This is a genomic window from Cognatishimia sp., assembly GCF_964229375.1.
In the GTDB taxonomy this organism is placed as follows: Bacteria; Pseudomonadota; Alphaproteobacteria; order Rhodobacterales; family Rhodobacteraceae; genus Cognatishimia.
In genome coordinates this window covers 1-22,871 of the sequence record NZ_CAXREH010000143.1, presented here as the reverse complement: position 1 = coordinate 22,871, position 22,871 = coordinate 1, and the positions used below count along the sequence as shown (strand labels likewise).

At 56.7% G+C, this 22,871-nt stretch carries 21 protein-coding genes and 1 tRNA gene; 9 read left to right on the top strand and 13 right to left on the bottom strand.

Annotation, left to right across the window (positions count from 1 at the left end; translation table 11 throughout):
* Positions 1–9 precede the first annotated feature (9 nt).
* Positions 10–297: an HU family DNA-binding protein gene (locus ACEQWH_RS10915; RefSeq protein ID WP_209357665.1), complete on the top strand. Its 288-nt coding sequence runs from the start codon at positions 10–12 to the stop codon at positions 295–297.
* An 18-nt stretch (positions 298–315) separates the two neighbouring features.
* Here ACEQWH_RS10915 and ACEQWH_RS10910 read toward each other — a convergent pair whose 3' ends face one another.
* Positions 316–1,743, bottom strand: coding sequence for a PLP-dependent aminotransferase family protein (locus ACEQWH_RS10910; protein ID WP_370230730.1), 1,428 nt, complete (start codon positions 1,741–1,743; stop codon positions 316–318).
* A gap of 88 nt (positions 1,744–1,831) precedes the next feature.
* On the opposite strand from ACEQWH_RS10910, the gene ACEQWH_RS10905 reads away from it, so the two are divergent.
* The 5 genes from ACEQWH_RS10905 (at position 1,832) to msrA (ending at position 4,835) form a co-directional block, all read left to right on the top strand.
* Positions 1,832–2,536 (top strand): GNAT family N-acetyltransferase, encoded by a 705-nt coding sequence (locus ACEQWH_RS10905; protein WP_370230728.1) that lies wholly within the window; start codon positions 1,832–1,834, stop codon positions 2,534–2,536.
* 115 nt (positions 2,537–2,651) lie between these two features.
* Positions 2,652–3,368 carry a cytochrome c biogenesis CcdA family protein gene (locus ACEQWH_RS10900; RefSeq protein WP_370230726.1) on the top strand — a complete coding sequence of 239 codons (717 nt, stop codon included), beginning with the start codon at positions 2,652–2,654 and terminating at the stop codon, positions 3,366–3,368.
* Positions 3,369–3,380: 12 nt separating this feature from the next.
* Positions 3,381–3,797, top strand: a complete 417-nt coding sequence (locus tag ACEQWH_RS10895; RefSeq protein ID WP_370230725.1) for a thioredoxin family protein — start codon at positions 3,381–3,383, stop codon at positions 3,795–3,797.
* Positions 3,798–3,888: 91 nt separating this feature from the next.
* The gene (gene msrB / locus ACEQWH_RS10890) at positions 3,889–4,338 is read left to right on the top strand and encodes a peptide-methionine (R)-S-oxide reductase MsrB (RefSeq protein ID WP_370230723.1); all 450 of its coding nucleotides are present in this window, start codon (positions 3,889–3,891) and stop codon (positions 4,336–4,338) included.
* On the top strand, positions 4,335–4,835 hold the full coding sequence (gene msrA, locus ACEQWH_RS10885) for a peptide-methionine (S)-S-oxide reductase MsrA (protein ID WP_370230721.1): 501 nt from the start codon (positions 4,335–4,337) through the stop codon (positions 4,833–4,835). Before msrB ends, msrA begins: the two co-directional genes overlap by 4 nt.
* Before the next feature lie 104 nt (positions 4,836–4,939).
* On the opposite strand, the gene ACEQWH_RS10880 is transcribed toward msrA, so the two are convergent.
* The 7 genes from ACEQWH_RS10880 to ACEQWH_RS10850 all read right to left on the bottom strand — a co-directional run bounded on the left by ACEQWH_RS10880 (position 4,940) and on the right by ACEQWH_RS10850 (position 16,266).
* Positions 4,940–6,958 carry a hydantoinase/oxoprolinase N-terminal domain-containing protein gene (locus tag ACEQWH_RS10880; RefSeq protein ID WP_370230719.1) on the bottom strand — a complete coding sequence of 673 codons (2,019 nt, stop codon included), beginning with the start codon at positions 6,956–6,958 and terminating at the stop codon, positions 4,940–4,942.
* A 30-nt stretch (positions 6,959–6,988) separates the two neighbouring features.
* A complete protein-coding gene (queG, locus tag ACEQWH_RS10875) occupies positions 6,989–8,059 on the bottom strand; it encodes a tRNA epoxyqueuosine(34) reductase QueG (RefSeq protein WP_370230717.1) in 1,071 nt (356 codons plus the stop codon).
* A gap of 42 nt (positions 8,060–8,101) precedes the next feature.
* Positions 8,102–8,767 carry a glutathione S-transferase family protein gene (locus tag ACEQWH_RS10870; RefSeq protein WP_370230716.1) on the bottom strand — a complete coding sequence of 222 codons (666 nt, stop codon included), beginning with the start codon at positions 8,765–8,767 and terminating at the stop codon, positions 8,102–8,104.
* A gap of 121 nt (positions 8,768–8,888) precedes the next feature.
* The gene (gene mtgA, locus ACEQWH_RS10865; RefSeq protein WP_370230713.1) at positions 8,889–9,614 is read right to left on the bottom strand and encodes a monofunctional biosynthetic peptidoglycan transglycosylase; all 726 of its coding nucleotides are present in this window, start codon (positions 9,612–9,614) and stop codon (positions 8,889–8,891) included.
* Positions 9,615–9,691: 77 nt separating this feature from the next.
* Positions 9,692–10,066 carry a DUF4189 domain-containing protein gene (locus tag ACEQWH_RS10860; RefSeq protein ID WP_370230712.1) on the bottom strand — a complete coding sequence of 125 codons (375 nt, stop codon included), beginning with the start codon at positions 10,064–10,066 and terminating at the stop codon, positions 9,692–9,694.
* A gap of 144 nt (positions 10,067–10,210) precedes the next feature.
* On the bottom strand, positions 10,211–14,749 hold the full coding sequence (gltB, locus tag ACEQWH_RS10855) for a glutamate synthase large subunit (protein WP_370230709.1): 4,539 nt from the start codon (positions 14,747–14,749) through the stop codon (positions 10,211–10,213).
* Positions 14,750–14,832: 83 nt separating this feature from the next.
* The gene (locus tag ACEQWH_RS10850) at positions 14,833–16,266 is read right to left on the bottom strand and encodes an NAD(P)-dependent oxidoreductase (protein ID WP_370230707.1); all 1,434 of its coding nucleotides are present in this window, start codon (positions 16,264–16,266) and stop codon (positions 14,833–14,835) included.
* Between the two features lie 218 nt (positions 16,267–16,484).
* Between ACEQWH_RS10850 and ACEQWH_RS10845 the strand changes: the two genes are divergently transcribed.
* Entirely contained in the window at positions 16,485–17,288 is an 804-nt protein-coding gene (locus tag ACEQWH_RS10845) for an undecaprenyl-diphosphate phosphatase (RefSeq protein ID WP_370230704.1), read from the top strand.
* A 53-nt stretch (positions 17,289–17,341) separates the two neighbouring features.
* Here ACEQWH_RS10845 and ACEQWH_RS10840 read toward each other — a convergent pair whose 3' ends face one another.
* Positions 17,342–18,319 (bottom strand): complex I NDUFA9 subunit family protein, encoded by a 978-nt coding sequence (locus ACEQWH_RS10840; RefSeq protein ID WP_370230701.1) that lies wholly within the window; start codon positions 18,317–18,319, stop codon positions 17,342–17,344.
* Positions 18,320–18,579: 260 nt separating this feature from the next.
* On the opposite strand from ACEQWH_RS10840, the gene ACEQWH_RS10835 reads away from it, so the two are divergent.
* Positions 18,580–18,666: transfer RNA gene (locus ACEQWH_RS10835), tRNA-Leu, on the top strand.
* Positions 18,667–18,841: 175 nt separating this feature from the next.
* Positions 18,842–20,026, top strand: coding sequence for a tyrosine-type recombinase/integrase (locus tag ACEQWH_RS10830; protein WP_370230698.1), 1,185 nt, complete (start codon positions 18,842–18,844; stop codon positions 20,024–20,026).
* 221 nt (positions 20,027–20,247) lie between these two features.
* Here the strand turns inward: ACEQWH_RS10830 and ACEQWH_RS10825 are convergent, their stop codons facing one another.
* The 4 genes from ACEQWH_RS10825 to ACEQWH_RS10810 all read right to left on the bottom strand — a co-directional run bounded on the left by ACEQWH_RS10825 (position 20,248) and on the right by ACEQWH_RS10810 (position 22,806).
* A complete protein-coding gene (locus ACEQWH_RS10825; protein WP_370230697.1) occupies positions 20,248–20,739 on the bottom strand; it encodes a hypothetical protein in 492 nt (163 codons plus the stop codon).
* Positions 20,740–21,213: 474 nt separating this feature from the next.
* Positions 21,214–21,942, bottom strand: coding sequence for a hypothetical protein (locus ACEQWH_RS10820; RefSeq protein WP_370230694.1), 729 nt, complete (start codon positions 21,940–21,942; stop codon positions 21,214–21,216).
* Positions 21,943–21,977: 35 nt separating this feature from the next.
* On the bottom strand, positions 21,978–22,388 hold the full coding sequence (locus ACEQWH_RS10815) for a hypothetical protein (protein WP_370230693.1): 411 nt from the start codon (positions 22,386–22,388) through the stop codon (positions 21,978–21,980).
* Between the two features lie 13 nt (positions 22,389–22,401).
* The gene (locus ACEQWH_RS10810) at positions 22,402–22,806 is read right to left on the bottom strand and encodes a hypothetical protein (RefSeq protein WP_370230690.1); all 405 of its coding nucleotides are present in this window, start codon (positions 22,804–22,806) and stop codon (positions 22,402–22,404) included.
* Positions 22,807–22,871: the final 65 nt, after the last annotated feature.

Below are 22,871 nucleotides of genomic sequence, written 5' to 3'. Positions count from 1 at the left end.
GACCATAAAATGGCAAAACCGATGACCAAAACTCAGCTCGTCGCCGCTCTGGCCGAGGAAATGGGGTCTGACAAGAAATCCGCTGGTGCAGCTTTGGACGCCGTTTGCGCGCTGATCACCCGCGAAGTTTCTGGTGGTGGTGCAGTAACTCTGCCCGGCGTTGGCAAGATCTATTGCCGCGAGCGCCCAGAGCGCATGGTGCGCAACCCAGCCACCGGCGAGCAGATCAAGAAAGAAGCGGACAAGGTTGTGAAAATGACCATCGCCAAAGCGCTGAAAGACAGCGTGAACGGCTAAGCTTTATCTTGAGCTTGTTTAGAAAGGGTCGCTTTGGCGGCCCTTTTCTTTTGGCCGCGCCGCATCAAAAACGCGCCGCAAAATCGACAGGGCGTCCGTTGTCTCGGTCTCGTCCATGCCGCAATAGCCCAAGACCAACCCATTCCCTTTGGGCGTGCCCGCATAGTATTGCGACAGGGCCTGAACGGTGACGCCGTGGCGCGCGGCTTCTGTTTCGACGTGCCGGTCATCCAGATCGGGCTTCAGATGCAAAACGATCTGCATGCCTGCCTGATAGTCCACCACCTCTCCGACATCGCTGAAGTCTTGCGCGAGCCTCTCCAGCAGGAAGGCACGGCGTCGGCCATAGTGCCTGCGCACGCGACGCAGGTGACGATAGAACTCGCCGCTTTGCATGAACTCTGCCAAGGGTGGCTGCGGTGTTGCACTGGCTTTGCTGCCGAAGTGCCTTAGCGTTTGTGCGAACTTGTCGCGCAAGGCTAAAGGCGGGATCACATAGCCAAGCCTGAGGCCCGAGGAAAACACTTTGGAAAAGCTGCCGACATAGATTGTTCTGTTCAGCCGATCAAAGCCTGCCATCGCGGGGATCGGACGACCGGAAAAACGGAACTCGCTGTCATAGTCGTCCTCGACGATCCAGCTTTCTGTGTCGCTGGCCCAGCGTAGAAAATCCTGCCGTCTGGTCGCGGACATCGTGCCGCCAAGCGGATATTGGTGCGACGGGGTCAGAACCGCAAATGTGGCGTCCTCTCTGGGCAGGCACGCCCCTTGCGCGTCCAGCGCCATATCAACCGTACGCATGCCCATCGCTTGGACCTGACGGCGCATTGGCAGATAGCCCGGGTTTTCCAGTGCAATCGGATCGCCTGCGCGACTGAGGGTGCGCAGACACAGTTCCAGCCCTTCGATCGAGCCCGCTGTGACAAAGATCTGTTCTGGAGCCGCCGTAACCCCACGCCATTCCCGGACATGGTCGGCAATGGCCGTGCGCAGGGCGGGATAGCCTTGCAAGGATTGCGAGACCAGCAGGTCTTCGGGGCTGCGTCGCGCAACGCGCGCAACCGTCTTGGCCCAAGCCCGATAGGGGAACAGCCGCATGTCTGGGTTGCCGGACAGAAACCCGTAAGGCGGATCTTCGGGCGGGAGGCTGTTCAGCCCGCGCGGTGCGGGGCTGGGGTCGATCTCGGGCGTGTCCAGAACGCTGACCTCATAGCCCGCGCCCTGACGTCCTTCGATATAGCCCTCGGCGACCAGTTGTTCATAGGCGGTGACGACAGTTGAGCGTGACACGCCCAGCTCTTGCGCAAAGCTGCGGGTGGGCGGCAATTTGGTGCCCTTGGGCTTTGCGCCGCTGCGTATGTCGTTTCGCAAGGCGTCACAGATTTGCTCAAAGACCGGAGTCTTGAGGTCGCGATCGATTGTAAAGGCAAGCCAGCTTGAAGACATAAGATTGGCCTGATCAAAATTTGAGAAATTGGGTATTTATGATCTACCTCTAGCATGAGAGCCAAAGCCAAGCATCAAGGAAGTTGCAATGGCACGTGAAAATCAACTGGGACAGCCGATTGGCGATGCGGTGAATGACTGGCACGGCGCGAAATGGCCGGAACGCAAGGCAATGATTGGGCGATTCTGCCAGGTGGTGGCGTTGCGTGCAGAGGATCACGCGGACGCGCTGTATGACGCCTTTGAAAAGGATCAAGACGGTGCCACATGGACCTATATGCCGCTTGGCCCGTTTGAGTCCCGTCAGGCCTTTAGGGATCTCATGAGCCGGTTTGAGGCGGCAAGAGACCCGCATTACTATGCGATCACAAACCAGAGTGGCGCGCCGGTTGGCATTGCAAGCCTGATGCGGATCAAACCCGACGCTGGCAGTATCGAAGTCGGAGGCATTGCTTATGCTCCCGCTTTGCAGCGAACACCTGCGGCCACCGAAGCGATGTTTCTGCTGATGCAGATGGTGTTTCAGGACTTGGGATACCGTCGGTATGAATGGAAATGTGATGCATTGAATGCTCCGTCGCGGCGCGCAGCAAAAAGGTTGGGGTTTCAGTTCGAAGGCATCTTCCGGCAGGCGCTGGTCTATAAGGGGCGCAACAGAGACACCGCTTGGTTCGGTATGACGGATCAGGACTGGCCCATGATTAAGGCCGCCTATGACGCGTGGCTGGCCCCTGAAAACTTTGATGAAACCGGGGTCCAACGACACCGCTTGGACACGCAAATGCCGGTCTGAAACGCGCCTGCGGCAAAATTTGGCCGGCATTTGTGTCAATCAGCACACGTATTCTTGAAGCTGCGCGTATGGACTGTGTACTGACAGATGCGCGCGCTTCGGCCATTTTGCAGGCATGGAATTATTGTTCTTTGCCTATCTCGCGGGTTTGCTGACCCTGATTAACCCCTGCGTCCTGCCGGTGTTGCCCATTGTCGTTGCCTCTGCTTTGCAGGCGCATCGCCATGGACCCGCAGTTATGGCGCTTGGGATGAGTTTGTCATTCGTCGTTCTCGGCGTGGCGATCACGGCCTTTGGCTATGCGATCGGTCTGACAACAGACGACATCTCCCGCGCTGGGGCAGTCCTGATGATCGGTTTCGGTCTGATCCTTCTCATCCCTCGGTTTTCGTCGGCGTTTTCGCTCGCTACAGCGGGCGTGGCCTCTTCGGCAGACAGCCAATTGGATCAGATCGACCGGTCTACCCTGCGCGGCCAGTTTCTTGGCGGCCTTCTTCTCGGCATGGTCTGGAGTCCTTGCGTTGGTCCTACCCTCGGCGGCGCAATTTCTTTGGCTTCGCAGGGTGAGTCATTGGTTTGGGCCACGGTTATCATGGTGTTCTTCGCGCTGGGCGTATCGACCCTGATCCTGGCATTGGGGTATGGCGCCCGCGCGGCCCTGATGCGCCGTCAGGATATGCTGCGCCGGATCGCAACCGCTGCGCGCCCCCTGATGGGCCTGATTTTCACCGCCGTCGGAGTGATGTTGTTCTTCCGTTGGCACCATGTTGTTGAAGCCTGGCTGCTGGATCGCATGCCGCTGTGGCTTCTGGACCTTTCCGTCGCGTTTTAAGGAGATCTTCGAATGAACCGTCGTGACTTTATGCTTTTGACTGCAGCCGTATCCACCGTTCCTGCGATGGGGTTTGCGGCGCCGGAATATTACACCAAGGGTCTGATTGACGAGCATCTGGCGGCTGGCCGCACGGTCTATGTCGATTTTCAAACCAACTGGTGTTCAACCTGCCGGGCAATGGCACGCCGCCTGACTGACCTGCGCAGCAAGAACCCGGCCTATGACGAGAACATCGTATTTGTGATTGTCGACTTTGACCGCTGGGGCGGCAGCTCTTTGACCAAGAAATGGGATGTGCGCAGCCGGTCGACCCATGTGGTTCTGAAGGGCGACCAAGAGCTGGGTCGCGTGTATGCGAAAAGCTCGGTTCGGGCGCTTGGTGGTCTGCTTGACATTGCGCTCGAGGCGGCAACTGCGTCTAGCTAATCACAAAAGGCACAACGGGGCGTGATCCCCCTTTGATTTTCTGTGTTTGAGACCATCTAATAGGCAACTCAGCATCAAAGGAGGCCGCCTCGTGAGCACCTATCGTAAAGACCCTGATGTCATCGCCACTCTGACCGACGAACAGTTCTGGGTGACCCAGCAAAGTGGCACCGAAAGACCGGGTAGTGGCAAGTTGCTGTACAACAAAGAGCCGGGCATCTACGTCGATGTGGTGTCGGGCGAGCCTTTGTTCGCAAGTTCCGACAAATATGAATCCGGATGTGGCTGGCCGAGCTTTACCAAGCCGATCGAGTCGGCCCATGTCACCGAGCATCACGACACCACGAATGGCATGATCCGTACCGAGGTACGGTCGACTCATGGCGACAGCCACCTTGGGCATGTCTTCACGGACGGGCCGCGCGACCGGGGTGGTCTGCGCTATTGCATCAATTCTGCCAGCTTGCGTTTCGTGCATCGCGATGACATGGAAGCAGAGGGTTATGGCGCCTATGTAGATCAAGTGGAGGATGTGGCATGAGCGAACGCGCAGTTCTTGCAGGAGGCTGTTTCTGGGGTATGGAGGATCTGATCCGCCGTCAGAAAGGCGTGATCAAAACCCGTGTCGGATACACCGGCGGCGATGTGCCAAATGCCACGTACCGAGATCACGGAACTCATGCCGAAGGTATCGAAATTCTGTTTGATCCTGACAAAACCACCTATCGCGAGATTCTGGAGCTCTTTTTCCAGATCCACGACCCGACCACGGTGAATCGTCAGGGCAACGATGTCGGCACGTCCTATCGCTCTGCGATCTATTTCGTGAACGAAGATCAAAAGGCCGTGGCGCTTGATACGATTGCTGATGTGGATGCCTCGGGTCTTTGGCCCGGCAAAGTCGTCACCCAGCTTGAGCCGGTTGGTGATTTCTGGGAAGCCGAAGATTATCATCAGGACTATCTGGTGAAGAATCCACGCGGCTATACCTGTCATTTCCCGCGTGCGGATTGGGTGTTGCCCAAACGCGCAGGCTAGGCCACAGCCTGGCGTCAGTGGCAAGCGGGTCTGTTCAGCGCGCTCAGCGTGAGCGCGCGATACGGATCTGCTGAACAGCGACAACAGACGCAAAGCGCGGTGACTTATTCCGCGCTTTCGTCGATAGCGATCCTTGGGCGGCCTGACGCTTCGACGACGATATCGGCCTCAATAAAGATTTCGCGGTTTTCGGCCTTAGCGGTTTTCACATCGCGCAGGGCTGTTACCTGAATGCCCTCGGCACCGGCGGCTTTTGCGTCTGCCAAAGCGCCCAAGCGCAGCCAGTCTTCCAGCCGTTTCATGGCCTGATCCGCGATGCCATAGTCTTCGGGATCTGCGTCCAAATGCACGCGATAGAGCCCTTCGGACGGCGATGTAACTGTGCCGCGACGCCGTATCGTGACCTGGCCAACAACCGCTCCGATTGCATTGGCAACACCTGCATGCTGGGGCAGGATCATCTCGCAGTTCAGCGCTTTGCCGACTGCGGGATAATAGCTTTTGGCCGAGGCTCCCAACCCGATGACCGGCAGGTTGAGGCCTGCGTCCATGCGCAAAATACCTCGGTGTCCATCCAGCGCTGCGGCCAGCATCTTTGAACGCGCAAGGGCCGCGGATGAGCCGTCAAAGTCGTGGGTTTCTTCCGCGAAGGCGGTTTCCAGCAGCGCCCATTTTGTCTGGCTGGTCAGCTGGTCGATGATGATCTGTGCCATCTCTGGTGCCGTTTTCGCCAGTTGGTTGCCAGCACCCGTGCGCCGACGTCCAAAGAGCAACAGGGCTTTCTCTGCGGCAGAGCGGTCCCAGACCGACACCTTACCAATGACATGGCTGGCATCAGATGGGGTGACGCCCGCGATCTGGACCAGTCCCCGTTCGACAAGCCGCCGCAGCGCTTTTGCGTCCAAACGGTTGCGCAGCACGTCGCCAAAGGCGCAGACGGTGTCGCCCATACGCTCCAGCAGATCGGTTTCTCGGGCGTCCAGTCCAACGGGGGTTTGGCCCAAAACACGGCGGGCAAAGCGTGCGTCGTGTTCGCCGGGCGCGCTGGTGCTGAGTTGGCGATCCAGAACATCATGCACCAGCTCTGGTGCGTCCAGTGCGACCAGTGAAATCGGTAGCAAACGGCGCGGCCCCAGGGTGACACCGCCCGCCAGACCTTCGCTGACGAAATGCACTTCGGAATCACCGCCCAGACCGGTCGTGCGCATCGCAACGGCTTCGACCATGGTGCGGAACGGGCCGACGCGTGCGCCGTCGGGGTCAATCGCCGGACGGCCTCCGGTCAACAGACAGACGTCGGTGGTGGTGCCGCCGATATCGCTGACCAAGGCCTGATCCGCTTGCGTCATCCAGCGCGCGCCAACGATCGAGGCTGCCGGGCCGCTGAGGATGGTTTCAATCGGGCGATCGCGCGCGAAATCCGCGGAGATCAACGCGCCATCGCCGCGTACAACCATCAAAGGCGCGGTCACGCCAAGCTCGGTCAGGCGCGTCTCGGCGCGAGAGATCAAACGGTCGATCATGCCGATCAGACGGGCGTTCAAAATTGCGGTCAGCGCGCGCTTTGGCCCATTCAGCTTGGACGACAGGTGATGCGAGCAGGTCACCGGTTTACCCGTGGCCTCTTTGATCAGGCGGAGGGCTTCTTGTTCATGGGCTGGGTTTCTGGTGGCAAACTGACCGGCCACGGCAAATCCCGAAACACCGTCGCCTTGGTCTGTCAGCCAGTTCAGCAAGCCCACTTCGTCAAGCGGGGCTTTTTCCCCACCTGCATGGGTGTGACCGCCCTCCAGAACCACCCAGGGATCTCCCGCCAAGGCGTCGGCGAGCCCGTGTTTTTCCAGATCGCTTTCTTTAAAGCCAATCAGAACCAGCGCCACGCGGCCGCCTTGTCCTTCGACCAGCGCATTGGTGGCCAGTGTGGTGGACAGGGACGCCAGTGAAATCTCAGAGGGGTCGACGCCTGAGTCTTGCAGCACGGCTTGGACTGCGCCGCCAATGCCCTCGGCCAGATCGTGGCGCGTGGTCAGAGACTTGGCCGAGGCGATGACCTCGGACTCATCTTTGATGAGGACCGCATCCGTATAGGTTCCCCCGGTATCGACACCCAGCGCCAGACTCATGCGGCATTCTCCTTTGATGGTCGCAGAGGGCTACCGTGCGTCAGACGGTCGATCAACCCCATTCGCGACATCTTGAAGTCGCCCTAAAGCCCATCTTGCGGCGTCGGCCACCGTGTCGTCAGGATCTTTGGTCAGTTGGGTGATTTGAGGCAGGTAAGCCGTCAGCCCAGAGTTGCCCATCGCATAAAGGACATTGCGCACAAAGCGGTTGCGTCCGATCCGCTTGATCGGGCTGCCGGAGAACTTTGCGCGGAAGGCAGCGTCATCCAATTCGGCAAGTTCGGCCAGCTTGGGCGCGATCAGATCTTCGCGGGCGTGGTATCTGATTTCACGCGCCTCGACCGCGAATTTGTTCCACGGACAGGCCGCTAAACAGTCGTCGCAGCCATAAATGCGGTTGCCCAACAAAGGGCGAAGCTCGGTGTCTACAGGTCCGTGATGCTCGATGGTTAGATACGAAATACACCGGCGCGCATCGATCTGGTGTGGCGCAGGGAATGCATCAGTCGGGCAGGCGTCCAGACAGGCTCTGCACGAGCCGCAGTGATCGATTTCGGGTGGATCAGGCTCTATTTCGGCGGTCGTGAACACAGAACCGATAAAGAACCAGCTGCCCAAATCTCGACTGACAAGATTGGTGTGTTTGCCTTGCCATCCCAGACCAGAGGCCTGCCCCAAAGCCTTTTCTGGCACGGGGGCCGTGTCGACAAAGACTTTCACTTCAGTGTCAGAGCCCGTTTCTGCGATCAGCCAGCGGGCCAGGCGTTTCAGACGTTTCTTAACAAGATCGTGGTAATCCTTGTTCTGGGCATAGACTGAAATGGCGGCGCGGTCAGATTGGCTGTGCACCGACAATGGATCAAAGTCAGGCGTATAGCTTTCGCCCAAAACGATCACGGACCGAGCCTCGGGCCACAGGACCGACGGGTTTTCACGCCAATGTACCCGATCTGCCAGCCACCCCATTTGACCGTGATGTCCCGCCTCAAGAAATCCGCGCAATCCTTCCGGCACCCAAGGCACGGCATCAGGGCGCGTGATGCGACATAGATCGAAACCGATCGCGTCTGCTTCTGCCAAGAGTCGTGCTTTCAGATCCAAGTCGCTCGCTTTCGGCTGGACGGACAGGTTGCGGTAACCCTATCAGAAATCAAGATCTGCGTAATGGGGTGGGGGCGGGAAGCCAGGCACGTGATCGGCCAGAATAGACCGGAACGCCGGGCGCGATTTGATCGTCGCATACCAGTCCTTCACCGCTTGCGAGCGGTTCCAGTCGACGTCGCTGATATAATCCAGGGACGACAGATGCGCGGCGGCGGCAAAGTCTGCAAGGCTCATGGTGTCGCCAGCCAGCCATCTGCGGTGTTCCAGCAGCCAGTTCATATAGTCTAGGTGGTACTTGATCGCCTTCGCGCCATCCTTGACGTTTGAGCTGATGGGATAGCCGGTGCCATGTAGTTTCCGGTTCACCCGTTCATAAAGCAGGTTGCTGGTCACTTCAGCATGGAATTTGTCGTCAAACCAGCTGACCAGACGGCGTACTTCAAACCGCGCGTCGGCGCCTTTGGGAAGCAGCGCGGGCTCTGGATAGGCTTCTTCGAGGTATTCGCAGATCGCTGCGCTTTCGGACATGGTCTTTTCGCCCAGACGCAACACAGGCACTTTTCCAGCCGGATTGCGCCGCAGGAAATCTGCGTCTTTCTCCCAGTAGCGCTCTTCGACCAACTCACATTCGATTTTCTTTTCAGCAAGGCTTAGTCGAACCTTGCGACAGAAAGGAGAAAGAGGAGCGTGGAAGAGTCGTGCCATAGGTCACCGGTTGAGACGAAATCCCTCTCTAATTGCAGAAATATCACAGAGGTTTCAACCGCAGAGTCGGCGGCTTTTGCGTTTGGCACCGAAGTTGTGATCGCCGGTTTGGGCCGCGCCGTTATTCAAAGCAGGCCGCGCGCCCGTCTTTCTGGATCGTGGCGGCCCCATCAATGATCTGTGCGGCGCGACGCACGACCGCGTTGCTGGGACGGCTGGCCGAGCGTTGTTTCGGGTTCGGCAGAATGGCTGCAAGGCGTGCGGCCTGTACCGATGTCAGCTGGGACGGTTGAACGCCAAAGTAATGTTGTGATGCGGCATCGACGCCGAAAACGCCTTCGTCAAATTCGGCGACATTGACATAGACCTCAAGGATCCGGCGTTTGGTCCAGACCAGTTCGACAAAGGGTGTTGTGACCGCCTCGAGTGCCTTGCGCACCCAACTGCGGCCTTGCCAAAGATAGACGTTCTTGACGGTTTGCTGGGTCAGCGTCGAGGCACCTCGATCTGCGCCATCGGCAATCGCGTCCCGGATTGCGCTCATGTCAAAGCCCCAATGGTCACAGAAATTCGCATCCTCTGCCGCAACAACAGATCGCAGCAACACGGGCGCGACGTCTTCGGCATCAACCCATTGGTAGTCGACGTCCCCCAGGCGGTCTTTTTCGGAATAGATTGTCCAGGTGGTTGGGGGATCCACCAGACCATAAAATGCAATCGCCAAAAGAAACACAGCACCGACTCCAAGCATACCACGCAACAGAACAAGGCGGACGCGCTGGCGCTGTCGCTTCACCCATCCGACCTTCTTTGTTGTTCGCTTTTTGGGTCTTGCCTTTTTGGCCATGTGCCTAGACCTGATCGAATGCCACTACTCAATACCTGTCTATGCAGATACGCGTGATGGCGCGGTTGCGCAAGAAATCAGCGCGAGCAGGCCCAGACAACGATCTTGCAGTCCCAGGAATTCGAGCTGCAGGCCATCGTCGCCCGAGATTGGGCAAGTTCGCGGGTCGGGGCCATGGACAGCGACCATTTCTGGTCTGCGCCACGGGCGACGGCGGCACATTCATTGTAGAAGGTGCGAATTTCGTTGCAGTGCCCTTTGCAGGATTTATTGGCCGCCCGAAACGCAGCTTTTTCGGACCATTTCCCGAAGGAATAGCTGATGCGCCCAGTCTGCCCAAAAGCCACTGCGCCCCAGCATTTTTCGTATCCACATTCTCCGGCGTGTCCACTGCTCGATGTGAGTGCCAGAACAACCCCAAGAACAGAGGCCGCATATTTTATCTTTTGCATGTGTTAAGATTTGCGGCCATTCATCTGTTTGGCATACAAACCAAAGGTATACACAGCGCGCTTTCAGGGTTTTGTTGCGTCTCTGCATCGCAAAAAGGGCGCTCTGGTTGAGCGCCCTTCTTCTGAATTCTAGGAATGGTGGAGTTACTCCGCCGGGATTGCCGCGCTTTCCACAGCAATCGGGTGAGAGATTTTGTCCAACATCTCTTTCGGGCAGACCTGCAGGAAGTTGGCTTTTTCGATATCCCAGTGCTGCAGGATGTCCAAAGCCTTGCGGCTGCCGGTTTCCTTGGCGTGACGTTCGATCAGCGTTTTCAGCTGATCTTCCCAGTGGTCGACCGTCACAGGGCAAGTCACGAGGGTTTCCATGTTCATCACCCGCTCGGCTTTGCCGTCAGGGTCATAAAGATAGGCCATGCCGCCGGTCATGCCTGCGCCAAAGTTTGCGCCGATGCTGCCAAGGATGACGGCGACGCCGCCGGTCATGTATTCGCAACCACAGGCTCCGCAGCCTTCGATTACAACCTTGGCGCCCGAGTTGCGCACCGCAAATCGCTCTCCGGCACGACCAGCAGCGAAGAGGTAGCCGTCAGTCGCACCGTAGAGGACCGTGTTACCGATGATCGTATTGTCGCTGGCAACAAGGGGAGTGTTCATAGGAGGCCGCACCACTACGGTGCCACCTGAAAGGCCTTTGCCGACATAGTCGTTGGCATCGCCCGAGACTTCGATTTTCAATCCCGGCGCCGCAAATGCACCCAGAGACTGACCCGCGGATCCCGCCAGTTTCACAGTCAGGTGATCCTCTTGCAGCGAGTTGCGCATGCCGAAGTTCTTGACGATATGGCTTGAGGTGCGTGTTCCGACGGTCCGGTGGGTGTTCTGGACCGCATAGGACAGCTGCATTTTCTCGCCATCTTGCAAGAAGCGCGCCGCGTCGCGAACGATTTCCGCGTCCAGCGTGTCGGGCACGTCGTTGCGGTCTTTGTCGCGGTTGTAAACGATCTCTGCTGCGCCATCGACGGTGATCAGAAGCGGGTTAAGATCCAGATCATCCAGATGCGCCGAGCCACGCGAGACCTGTGCCAGAAGGTCGGCACGCCCGATCACGTCATCAAGGCTGCGTGCGCCGATCTCAGAGAGGATTTCGCGCACTTCTTGTGCATAGAAAGTGATCAGGTTCACAACTTTATCCGCAGATCCAGTGAACTTGCCGCGCAGGGCTTCGTCTTGGGTACAGATCCCGACGGGGCATGTGTTGGACTGACACTGGCGAACCATAATACAGCCCATCGCAATCAGAGCCGCGGTGCCGATGCCGAACTCTTCGGCCCCCAGCATAGCGGCCATCACGATGTCCCGGCCTGTGCGCAGACCACCATCTGTGCGCAGGGTCACACGTTCCCGCAGGTTGTTCATCGCCAGCACTTGATGGGCTTCAGTCAGGCCCATCTCCCATGGCAGACCCGCGTATTTGATCGAGGTCGCGGGGGATGCGCCGGTGCCGCCATTGTGGCCCGAAATCAGGATCACGTCGGCTTTCGCCTTGGCCACACCTGCCGCAATCGTGCCAACGCCCGAAGAGGCCACCAGTTTCACGGTGACTTTGCAGCGCGGGTTGATCTGTTTCAGGTCATAGATCAGCTGCGCGAGGTCTTCGATGGAATAGATGTCGTGGTGTGGCGGAGGCGAGATCAGTGTCACACCTTTGGTCGAGTGGCGCAGACGCGCAATCAGGTCTGTGACCTTCATACCCGGCAGCTGACCGCCTTCGCCCGGCTTAGCACCTTGGGCGACTTTGATCTCGAGTTCTTCGCATTGGTTCAGATACTCCGCCGTCACGCCGAACCGACCAGACGCCACCTGCTTGATCTTTGCAGAGGGGTTGTCGCCGTTAGGCTCGGGGTGGAAATGCGCCGGATCTTCGCCGCCTTCACCAGAGTCAGATTTCGCGCCGATGCGGTTCATCGCGACGTTCAGCGCCTTGTGGGACTCTGGCGACAGTGCGCCCAGCGACATGCCCGGCGTTACGAAGCGTTTGCGGATCGAGGTGATGGACTCAACTTCTTCGAGCGGCACTGCTTCGCCCAGAGGCTTGATCGCCAACAGGTCGCGCAAGTGGATCGGCGGGTTGGCCTGCATCTTTTTGGAGTACTGCTTCCAAAGGTCGAAAGACGCGCGATCACAGGCGGCCTGCATCATATGCATGGTCTGTGCGCCCCACGCATGGCTTTCACCAGATTTCCGCGCTTTGTAGAAACCGCCGATGGGCAGCACTGACTCGGCGCCCTGGAAGCCTTTTGCGTGAACCTCTTCGACTTTCTTCTGAATGCCCGAGATGCCGATGCCGGAAATCCGGCTGGTCATGCCCGGGAAGAATTCCGCAACCATCGCACGGGACAGGCCGACAGCCTCAAAGTTCAGACCGCCGCGATAAGAGGAAATCACCGAGATGCCCATCTTTGCCATGATCTTGAGAAGGCCCTGATCGATTGCCTCGCGATAGCGTGCAACGGCGGTGGTCAGGTCAATGTCCAGAAGGCCGCGTTCGATGCGGTCCGCAAGTGAGTCTTCGGCCAGATACGCGTTCACTACGGTCGCGCCAGAGCCGACCAGAACCGCGAAATAATGTGGGTCGATACATTCCGCAGACTGAACGTTCAGCGAGCAGAAGGTCCGAAGCCCCTTACGGGTCAGATGGCTGTGCACCGCAGAGGTCGCGAGGATCATGGGCATGGCCACGCGCTCTTCGCCCTGATCCTTGTCGGTCAGTACAATGTGACCCGCGCCCGAGCGGACTGCGTCTTCGGCTTCGTTGCGCACACGGTCCAGTGCCGCGCGCAACGCTCCGGCTGAGCCGCCAACTGGGAAGGTACAGTCGATGCGCGCAACCGTGTCGTCAAAGGCTTTGATCAGCGTGTCAAATTGCGCGTTGCCGATGAAGGGGCTGTCCAGAAGGATGATTTCTGTCTGGCTGCCGTCTTCGTCCAGCACGTTCTTGAGGTTTCCAAACCGCGTTTTCAAAGACATCACGCGGAATTCGCGCAGACTGTCGATAGGTGGGTTGGTCACCTGGCTGAAGTTCTGACGGAAGAAATGGCTGAGCGGACGGTACTGTTTGGACAGAACCGCAGACGGCGTGTCGTCGCCCATCGAGGCCAGTGTTTCTTTTCCATCCTCGGCCATTGGCGCGAGAATCTGTTCCAGCTCTTCGATGGAATAGCCTGCGGCGACCTGGCGGCGACGCAGCTCGTTGCCTGTGAACGACGGGGTTTCAGTGACGGCCAGCAACTCGGCATCCAGATCGCGGATCTTGCCAACCCACTCACCATACGGACGGGCCGCGGCCAGCGTGTCTTTGATTTCGGTGTCGTGGTAAAGTTTGCCTTCCGCCATATCAACGGCGATCATCTGACCGGGGCCAAGCGCGCCTTTTTCGACGACAGAGCCTTCGTCAATCGGCACCATGCCCGCCTCGGACCCAGAGATCAGCAGGCCATCACCCGTCACAACATAGCGCATCGGGCGCAGTCCGTTGCGATCAAGACCTGCGCAGACCCATTGGCCGTCTGTCATCGAAAGGGCCGCTGGGCCGTCCCATGGCTCCATGACCGAGTTGCAATAGGAATACATGTCGATCCAGCTTTGTGGCAGACCAACCGCAGTTTTGGACCAGCTTTCCGGCACCAGCATGGTTTTTGCCATTGGCGCAGACCGTCCGGCGCGGACCAGAACCTCGAAAACGCCGTCCAGTGCAGCCGAGTCCGACGCGCCGCCAGGTACGATTGGTTTGATGTCCTCTGCCAGCTCTCCGAAATAGTCAGAGGCCATGCGGATTTCGTGGCTTTTCAGCCAGTTGAGGTTGCCTTTCAGCGTGTTGATTTCACCGTTGTGTGCCAACATGCGGAACGGTTGCGCCAGCCACCATTGTGGGAAGGTGTTGGTCGAATAGCGCTGGTGATAAATGGCGAAGGCAGATTCAAACCGCTCGTCCATCAGGTCGGGATAGAACACAGCGACCTGCTCGGCCAGCATCATGCCCTTATAGATGATAGAGCGGCAGGACAGCGAAGCGATGTACAGCTCGCCAATGCCCGCAGAAGCGGCCGCTTTTTCGATCCGGCGGCGGATCACATAGAGTTCGCGTTCAAACGTTTCTTCGTCCACGCCTTTGGAATTCGAGATAAGGATCTGCTCGATTTCCGGACGCGTGGCATTTGCCTTTTCACCCAAGCAGGTGACATCCACGGGAACGTGGCGCCAGCCATAGATGAAATAGCCCATCCGAAGGATTTCGGTTTCCACGATCGTCCGGCAGGTTTCCTGCGCGCCAAAATCGGTGCGCGGCAGAAAGACCTGACCAACAGCGAAAAGCTCGTCTTTGTTGGGTTCGTGGCCTGTGCGCTTGATCTGGTCATAGAAGAATTCGCCCGGCAGCTGCACGTGAATGCCTGCACCGTCGCCAGTCTTGCCATCCGCATCAACCGCACCACGGTGCCAGATCGCTTTCAGCGCATCGATGCCTGCGTCCACTACCTTGCGGCTGCGTTTGCCGTCTACGGCAACGACCAGTCCAACACCGCAAGAAGAGTGCTCTTCGGCTTCGGAATACAGTCCGTTCTCGGCCATATATGCCCGCTTGGCTTGTTCGTCGCGGACCCAGTTTTCGTCATATTTTGTCATATCGTAGGCCTTCCTTTGTACGGTAGGTCAATCTTGTGCCGGCTGTCGCATCGGGCGGTGAGCCGGCTGAATTCAAAGAGCGGTTATTCCGCAGCGACGGCTTTGGCGGCGTCAAATTTCTTGAGGATCGCCTCGGCGCAATCGCGGCCATCGCGGATCGCCCAGACACCCAAAGATGCGCCGCGCACGATGTCACCCACCGCATAGACGCCGTCCAAGTCGGTCGCGCCTGTGGTGAATTCCGCCTTCACGGTTCCCCAGCGGGTCACTGGCAGATCAGGTTGGTTCCATAGGGTCGGCAGGTCTTCGGGTTCAAAACCCAGCGCCTTGATGACCAGATCGGCCTCTTCGACATAGTCCGCGCCCTCGATCACCTCTGGGCTTTGACGGCCCGAGGCGTCAGGTGCGCCAAGGCGCATGCGTTGAACCATAACGCCGTCCACGGCATCGCCTGTGAACCCTTTTGGGGCGGCCAGCCATTCAAACACGACGCCTTCTTCTTCGGCGTTTTGCGTTTCACGCTGAGACCCCGGCATGTTGGCGCGGTCGCGGCGATAGAGACATTTGACACTTTCAGCGCCCTGACGGATTGCTGTGCGCACACAGTCCATCGCAGTGTCGCCGCCGCCGATCACAACGACCTTTTTGCCGTCAGCGTTCAATTCGCCACTGTCGTATTCGGGCACTGTGTCGCCAAAGTTCAGACGGTTTGACGCGGTCAGATAGTCCAGCGCCTTCACGATACCTTTGGCGCCGGCACCCGGACCACCCAGATCGCGTGACTTATAGACGCCGGTCGCAATGATGACGGCGTCATGGGCTGCGCGGATCTCGTCAAACGAGATGTCTTCGCCGACGTTGCAGTTCAGTTTGAGAGTCACACCCGAGTCAGTCAGCTGGGTGTTGCGCTTCATCACGACGTCTTTTTCAAGCTTGAAGCCGGGGATGCCATAAGTCAGCAGGCCGCCCGCGCGATCATATCGGTCATAGACCGTCACCTGAACGCCAGCGCGACGCAGCATGTCGGCCGCAGCAAGCCCACCGGGGCCTGCACCGATGATGCCAACAGATTCCGCACGCTCGGCCAGCGGAGTGATGGGTTTCACCCAGCCATTTTCCCAAGCAGTGTCGGTGATGTATTTTTCGACAGCGCCGATGGTCACAGTTCCATGGCCAGAGTTTTCGATCACACAGCCACCTTCGCACAGACGATCCTGCGGGCAAATGCGGCCACAGATTTCAGGGAAGGTGTTGGTGGCCTGGCTGATGGCATAGGCCTCTTCCAGACGGCCGGTTGCCGTCATGTTAAGCCAGTCAGGGATGTTGTTGTGCAGCGGGCAGTGGCTTTGGCAATAGGGCACGCCGCATTGGCTGCAGCGGCTGGCTTGCTCTTCGGCCTTTGCCTTGATGAACGGCGCATAGATTTCAAGGAAATCGTCATTGCGCACATCCGCGGACCGTTTCTCCGGCATATCGCGCTCTACGGTCACAAATTTTAGCATCGGTTGCTTGGCCACAGTCGCTGCCTCCTAAAATTCTTCGTGCGGTTGTCCATAAGTGAAGGCGCAAAGGTATAAAAGTCAAGTATGCTGACTTAAATTGCATAAAATTCGCTTTGCGGCGAAAAAAGTCGCGAAAAACTAAGGAAATTAATACCGAATCGGACCTAATGACGTTCTATCAATTAAAAACCTGATGGAATATAGGTGATTTGCAGGCGACGCAGGCGGATTTCATGGCTCTTTATCATTTGATTCTTTTGGCAATCGTGCAGGGTATCACCGAGTTCCTGCCGATTTCATCCTCGGGCCATTTGATTTTGTTGCCTCAGGCCATGGGCGCGCAGGATCAGGGACAGCTTCTGGACGTGGCAGTCCACGTGGGAACTTTGGGCGCCGTTGTGCTGTATTTCTGGCGGGATGTAAGCGCTGGGCTGGCCGGAGTTCCCCGTATGCTGATCGGCCGATTGGACACGCCGGGATCCCGGCTGGCGTTTCACCTTTTGGTGGCGACCATTCCAGTCATGATCTTTGGGGTCTTTCTTGCAGTCACGGGGTTGAACGATGCGCTGCGTTCGATGGCCGTGATCGGTTGGACCATGCTGGGGTTCGGCATCTTGCTTTGGTGGATGGATCAGAGGGGCGCTGCATCCAAGTCTGACGGCGATTGGTCGTTGGGCGATGCGATCAAACTTGGTCTGTGGCAGGCAATAGCCTTGATCCCTGGGACATCCCGGTCGGGCATCACCATCACCGGCGCACGGGCGTTGGGGTACGATCGCGAAAGCAGTGCGCGGTTGGCGATGTTGATGAGCATTCCTGCGATTATGGCCAGCGGCGGCTATCTGCTTTTGGACACCGGTCCAGACTGGACGCCCCGCATGATCCGAGATTGCGCTATTGCGGCGGCCTTGGCGTTTCTGTCCGCTTTGATTGCGTTGAAACTGATGATGCGCTTGCTGCAATCCGTCAGTTTTACGCCCTATGTGATCTACCGCGTCGCACTGGGTCTTATCCTGCTGGGGATCGCCTATACGTAAAAAAGGCCCCGCAGGGCCTTTTGGTCTTGGTCTCTGATCAGATCGCTTCGGAGTTAACCGAGGTTCTTGGCCGAGTTCTTGATCGCGTCATACTGCCCTGACGGGCGGAACCGCCAGAGATAGCTGTCCAGAATGCTGCTCAGCGGCGTGTCCTGAATGCCCAGCTCCGCCAGCCCTTTGGCGTCTTCGGCCACCACATTGTCGACGCTCAGAGATTTCAGCTGATCGCGGGTGACAATGGAATTGGTGAACAGGCCCAGAGTGATCGTTTGCAGCATGTCAAACCCAAAGGCCGCAAGCCAGGCAGCAACGAATGGCAGGTTCAGGATCAGGCGGCGGCGGTGAATGCTGGTCAGCATGTCTTGCAACAGTGCACGCAGAGTTTTCACCTCGGGTCCACCCAGTTCGTAAACGCCAGTGGTTTCGCCGAGAATGCCTTTTACCGCGGCCTGCGCGACATCGTCGACATAAACCGGCTGGAACTTGGTCTCTGCACCGGCAATCGGAAGGATCGGGCCAAACTTCGCCTGGTTGGCAAACCGGTTAAAGAAGTCATCCTCTGGGCCAAAGATCACAGAAGGGCGCAGGATCATCGCGTTTGGCATATGTTCGAGAACGCCAGCTTCGCCGCGGGCTTTGGTGCGCGCATAGTCTGTATCGCTGTCTGCATCCGCTCCGATGGCGGACAGATGCACCATCGTGTGGATGCCAGCCGCCGCAGCCAGACGCGCAATACGCTCGGCGCCTTCATGTTGCACGGCGTCGAATTTGTTCTTGCCGACCTGATTGAGAATACCGACGCAATTCACAACCGCGTCTGCGCCGGACATCGCCAAGGCAACCGAGGCGTCGTCACGGATGTTGCACAGCACGGGTTCAACCTGGCCTACGGATCCGTAAGGTTTCACAAACAGCGCTTCGTTTGGTCGCCGTACAGCTACACGCACGCGCCAGCCTTCTTTGGCCATGCGACGGGCAATATAGCGCCCTACAAACCCTGAACCGCCGTAGATCGTGACAAGTTTAGACATGTGAGGCCTCCGCTTCTGTCAAGTCGACCCTGTGATACGCGTGCATAGCCCAAGGAACAAGACGCAACTGAGCCCAAAGCGGCCTAAATCGCGGGGCTGGCAAAGGATTGCTGGCTTATGGCGGAATTTCACTCGGAAAAATCGAGGTTTAAGGGCGTATTCCTGACTGGTTGTGAGGCATGAATACTTTTTCGAAAAAATGTCAAAATCCGCGTTGACTCTCCCTGATGAGATATCTAAATCCCCCTCACGACATCTAAGCCCAGATGGCGGAATTGGTAGACGCGCTAGCTTCAGGTGCTAGTGTCCGTATGGACGTGGAGGTTCGAGTCCTCTTCTGGGCACCACTCATCCCGAACATAGTTGCTCAAAGCCCATGAAAAACAAGGGGTTTTCAGGTATTCAGGTGAACATAGTTGACCGCCTGTACCCAGCAAATCGCACCCATTTCTGGGTACAGAACTGGGTACAGAACTGGGTACAGGCCGGAAAATAGCTCGATTCGGGAATCCTGTACCCAATATGCCCCTGTCTGACCTCAAGATACGCAAGTTAAAACAAAGGGATAAACCCTTCCGGATTAGCGATGGTTGGGGGCTCTATTTTCTAGTCAGACCAACTGGTACGAAATCCTGGCAGTATCGCTATCAATTCATGGGGAAAGAGAAGACTCTCAGCATAGGACAGTACCCGGTGGTGTCGTTGGTCGATGCCCGGAGGAAGCGGGATGACGCCAGAATACTGTTGGCAGACGGCAAAGACCCGTCCATCCAGAAGCAACTGAACCGGATCGACGCGCATGTGAAGGCACGCATGACTTTCAAGGAAGTTGCCGATGAATACTACGATACCCTCGTGGAGCGTGGGCTAGCAGATGCCACTCTGCGCAAGAAGCGCTGGCATATCGAAGACCTTGCCAAGCCGCTTCAAAATCGATCCATCGATCAAATCACCGCTGCTGAACTTTTGCACCTTCTCAAAACCATTGAACGAAGCGGTAGACGAGAAACCGCAAAGAAGCTTCGGGCAACCATCTCAGCGATCTTTCGGTTGGCGATGGTCACCATGCGGGCACCTGCGGATCCTTCCGCCGCCTTAAAGGACGCCCTTTTGCCACCGAAGGTGAAAGGCCGCGCGGCTATCACCGATGAAAAAGATTTTGGCCAACTTCTACGGCGACTAGATGACTACACGGGCTGGCCGGTCATTCCGGCGGCAATGAAGTTCCAAATCCTGACTTGCACCCGTCCGGGTGAAACACGTGGAGCACGAATGCATGAGTTCGATCTGGACTCTCGCACATGGACAATTCCGGCCACGCGAATGAAATTGAGGCGTGAGCACAAAGTTCCACTTTCCGACCAAGCCTTCGAGATTGTCGTGGACAACTGGTCCGATATCAAAGGTGTCGAGTTACTGTTCCCGTCCAATATCTCCAACAGGAAACTTATTTCTGAAAACGCATTCAACACTGTTTTGAGACGCCTTGGCTACTCAGGAGATGAGGTCACCGCTCATGGCTTCCGAGTAACCGCGAGTACGATTTTGAACTCTCGTGAATACAACCCTGATGTCATCGAAGCGATCTTGGCGCACCAAGATACAAACGCGATCCGGCGAACATACAACCGAACAACCTACCGGGATCAGCGGGTTGAAATGATGCAGATTTGGGCCGATCTATGTGACGAGTTCAGATCCTTGTAAAGGAACCGAACTGTGTTCTTTCATGAGACACTATGAGCACCAATGTTCAGCAATGTTCGGTTCCGCCCCCGAGCACCACGCATTTTGATGCAATAGAATTCTCCAACGATGGCGCCAGTTTTCCCAATCGGGAATCAACCAACAATCGGGTTTTGTTTTTTTGAATCAAATAGCTCAATGCCGGGGAGTCAAAACATCTACCCGGCACTGACTTACCGCTGTCAATTCACACGGATGTAGTAGTAAAGCGAAACATTCCTCGGGCGAGTTTCATCTGCACCAGTATTTTCGCGTGTCCGACTATCTGGGGCTTCGTGGTCAACGCCTGTCGACAACCAAGCCTTTCCGATTTGTCCGTGACGTGCAGGGATTGCGTGAGTGTGTCGAATAAGGTCGTCTTTTTGATAGCTACCAGCTGCAAAGGCCTTGCCGTTTGCATCTTCATCTTCTGGATTGCCAAGTTCATCCCCGATTTCACCGCCAGGCGACTGAAAGCTGTTGAGACCGCGCTGAAACCGCCCCCGCAGGTCCGGTAAAATGATTTGATCCAGACCGGCGTCACTGAGCACTTGATAGTATTTCGTGTTCTGAGGAACTGGACTTCCATCAGCTGGCATCCAGTCGCCATCGTGACGGCCAAGTTGATCCTTGAAAACAGGCCAAGGGAACATGGAAGCAATTACGCTGCCGATCGGTACTTCTTTGTGGGACATTTTTTTCCTCCGGGTTATCTATAAACACTAGTGCGGGTGTTCTTGCTGACGTTCAGTATCTCGACCGAGAGCGGTGTACTGTCGTCGGCCATAGAAATCGGTGCAGCCAGAACAAGACCTAAGGTCGCATTTCCTTGTGATTGGACTGTGATTTTTTTGAAGTCTGGCTTTTAGCAGAGGCGAGTTGTGGCAAGCCCAGCCTGGTGCTCTTTCAGAACGCCAGTGATCTGCTCTTCGCCGAAACGGCTTCTCTTCGTCGTCTGCCTCCCCGGTTGGAGAATAGGCAAACCTCAAGTCGAGGACTTTTCGGGGGAGGCGGTCAGATGCGTTAAAAAGCCGAACACGGGTTTCCGATGCACCAATCCGATGATCGGTTCGTAGTTTAGACCGGATTTATCTTCACGGTGTTTCATCCTGACCAAGACAAATGAGGTAATTCAAGAACGACCATAGCAGGTAAGCTTAACGCACAAGTCAACGTTCGGCCTCGCAGGTTTTCTCTCGAAGATAGTCGCAGACGAACGGATCGGTCTGATTTGGATCGTTGGACCAATAGGGTTGCGCAGGTGTCCCCAGTTTTCGAACAAAGTCGGCCAGTAGGATTGCCTCTGCTTTTCGGGTCGGATCATGCTCCAGGTGAGCACAAGAGGCATTTAGGAAGGACACAACATCGTACTCGAATAGAGAAAGGGTGGTCCCAGCATCACAGGTGCTCTGATCAACGCACAGTCGCACCGACCTAAAGAATCCAACGATCTGCCCAAATTTCAAACGGCTAATTTTCGTCGATGCGTTGAGCTTCTGATTGAGGATTGCACGAAACTCGCTGCGTTGGCATTCATCCAAGGTGAGGCCCAACCTATCCAGAACCGGTATGTCAGCGGCTGTCACCCTGCTACAATCTGGTAGCGTCAATCCAGCAGCATTCAATCCACCATTCGCTATGAGTTCCTTGTAGTACCTACATCTGGCCTCTCGGATGATTGCGATTTTCTGATCTTCGCCCTTTTCACCGCCGATCAGATCGTACAGATCACTGGCGTGATCAACGCGGTATTGCCGGTGGAGTTCCAAGGTTGCGGAGACACGGCGTATATCGAGGTCATTGCTGTATTGAACGAGCGCCCAGGACGCGGCGATCACTGCAGCTACGATTGTAAACCAGGGCGTCAACCGTTCGGTCACATGGGACGGCGGCAGCACACCCGCCAACCTACTTATGAATGTGCGGAACCGGCTCAATCCAAGTAGTCCTGAAGGTTACCCAAATAGGGAGAGCGTTGACCGTCTCCGGTTTCGATCTCACAACAAAAACAATAGGCACAGATGTCGAGAATACCTTTGTCAGATATCCCCTTAAGGTATGAGTTGATGTTGTCTTTTCCCAAGCCGCTTGAATCCGCGTAGGCCATCGATGTGTTGAAACTCCACTCTGGGATCATCAAAGCTCGGTTGGTGTCTGATAGGTCCACCTGCTTCAGGTTGCTCGCATCGCTACCTTCGATGCAGATATGTCCTTCTGGGCACTCTCTTGTGTTCAGGATGATCTCGCTGCCGTTCAGTATTTTGACAGAGAGCGGTGTATGATCGTCGGCGACTGCAATCGGTGCAGCCAGAACAAGACCAAAGACAAGGGAAACGTGTTTCATGCCCTGCCCTCCATCACAGAACTAAACCGGCAAACTTGATGATAAACGTGATCAAAGCAGCCGTCTGTTCAATGGCCTTGGCGACGTCTTCAATCTGCTCCGTTGCGACCTCTGCCTGGTCAGCGACGTCTCGAAGCTCACCAGTGTGATCGGCAAGAGATTCCGAATTCAGGATTTTGTTTCTGGTCGAGAACAGACGTAGATTTTGCTGGTTCAGGGCTATTGCCTGATTGGAAATCTTTGCAGCCTCAAGATTAAGGGCATCGCGTTTCGCAAAGTCGTTCAGTTTTCCGGCTTTCTTCGCCTCCTTGCGAAGTTTGCTTGCGTGTTCACGCAATGACAGTTGCGCATCAGCCTTTGCCAGTACCAGTTTGTTCAACTGATCGAGCGCAGCCTGGTTGACTGGATTGAGTGGCATTTTGACCTCCTACTTTTTGATCAACTCGTAGAGTTCGGTGATGTCATCGAGCAGTGCTTCGATCT

Excerpts from the sequence above, each read along its gene's own strand:
- ACEQWH_RS10880 (WP_370230719.1), bottom strand. The coding sequence starts at position 6,958 with ATGAGTCTGGCGCTGGGTGTCGATACCGGGGGAACCTATACGGATGCG.
- gltB (WP_370230709.1), bottom strand. The coding sequence starts at position 14,749 with ATGACAAAATATGACGAAAACTGGGTCCGCGACGAACAAGCCAAGCGG.
- ACEQWH_RS10910 (WP_370230730.1), bottom strand. The coding sequence starts at position 1,743 with ATGTCTTCAAGCTGGCTTGCCTTTACAATCGATCGCGACCTCAAGACT.
- ACEQWH_RS10895 (WP_370230725.1), top strand. The coding sequence starts at position 3,381 with ATGAACCGTCGTGACTTTATGCTTTTGACTGCAGCCGTATCCACCGTT.
- ACEQWH_RS10845 (WP_370230704.1), top strand. The coding sequence starts at position 16,485 with ATGGCTCTTTATCATTTGATTCTTTTGGCAATCGTGCAGGGTATCACC.
- ACEQWH_RS10840 (WP_370230701.1), bottom strand. The coding sequence starts at position 18,319 with ATGTCTAAACTTGTCACGATCTACGGCGGTTCAGGGTTTGTAGGGCGC.
- mtgA (WP_370230713.1), bottom strand. The coding sequence starts at position 9,614 with ATGGCCAAAAAGGCAAGACCCAAAAAGCGAACAACAAAGAAGGTCGGA.
- ACEQWH_RS10860 (WP_370230712.1), bottom strand. The coding sequence starts at position 10,066 with ATGCAAAAGATAAAATATGCGGCCTCTGTTCTTGGGGTTGTTCTGGCA.
- ACEQWH_RS10915 (WP_209357665.1), top strand. The coding sequence starts at position 10 with ATGGCAAAACCGATGACCAAAACTCAGCTCGTCGCCGCTCTGGCCGAG.
- ACEQWH_RS10810 (WP_370230690.1), bottom strand. The coding sequence starts at position 22,806 with ATGCCACTCAATCCAGTCAACCAGGCTGCGCTCGATCAGTTGAACAAA.
- ACEQWH_RS10900 (WP_370230726.1), top strand. The coding sequence starts at position 2,652 with ATGGAATTATTGTTCTTTGCCTATCTCGCGGGTTTGCTGACCCTGATT.
- ACEQWH_RS10815 (WP_370230693.1), bottom strand. The coding sequence starts at position 22,388 with ATGAAACACGTTTCCCTTGTCTTTGGTCTTGTTCTGGCTGCACCGATT.
- ACEQWH_RS10830 (WP_370230698.1), top strand. The coding sequence starts at position 18,842 with ATGCCCCTGTCTGACCTCAAGATACGCAAGTTAAAACAAAGGGATAAA.
- ACEQWH_RS10825 (WP_370230697.1), bottom strand. The coding sequence starts at position 20,739 with ATGTCCCACAAAGAAGTACCGATCGGCAGCGTAATTGCTTCCATGTTC.
- ACEQWH_RS10905 (WP_370230728.1), top strand. The coding sequence starts at position 1,832 with ATGGCACGTGAAAATCAACTGGGACAGCCGATTGGCGATGCGGTGAAT.
- msrA (WP_370230721.1), top strand. The coding sequence starts at position 4,335 with ATGAGCGAACGCGCAGTTCTTGCAGGAGGCTGTTTCTGGGGTATGGAG.
- ACEQWH_RS10870 (WP_370230716.1), bottom strand. The coding sequence starts at position 8,767 with ATGGCACGACTCTTCCACGCTCCTCTTTCTCCTTTCTGTCGCAAGGTT.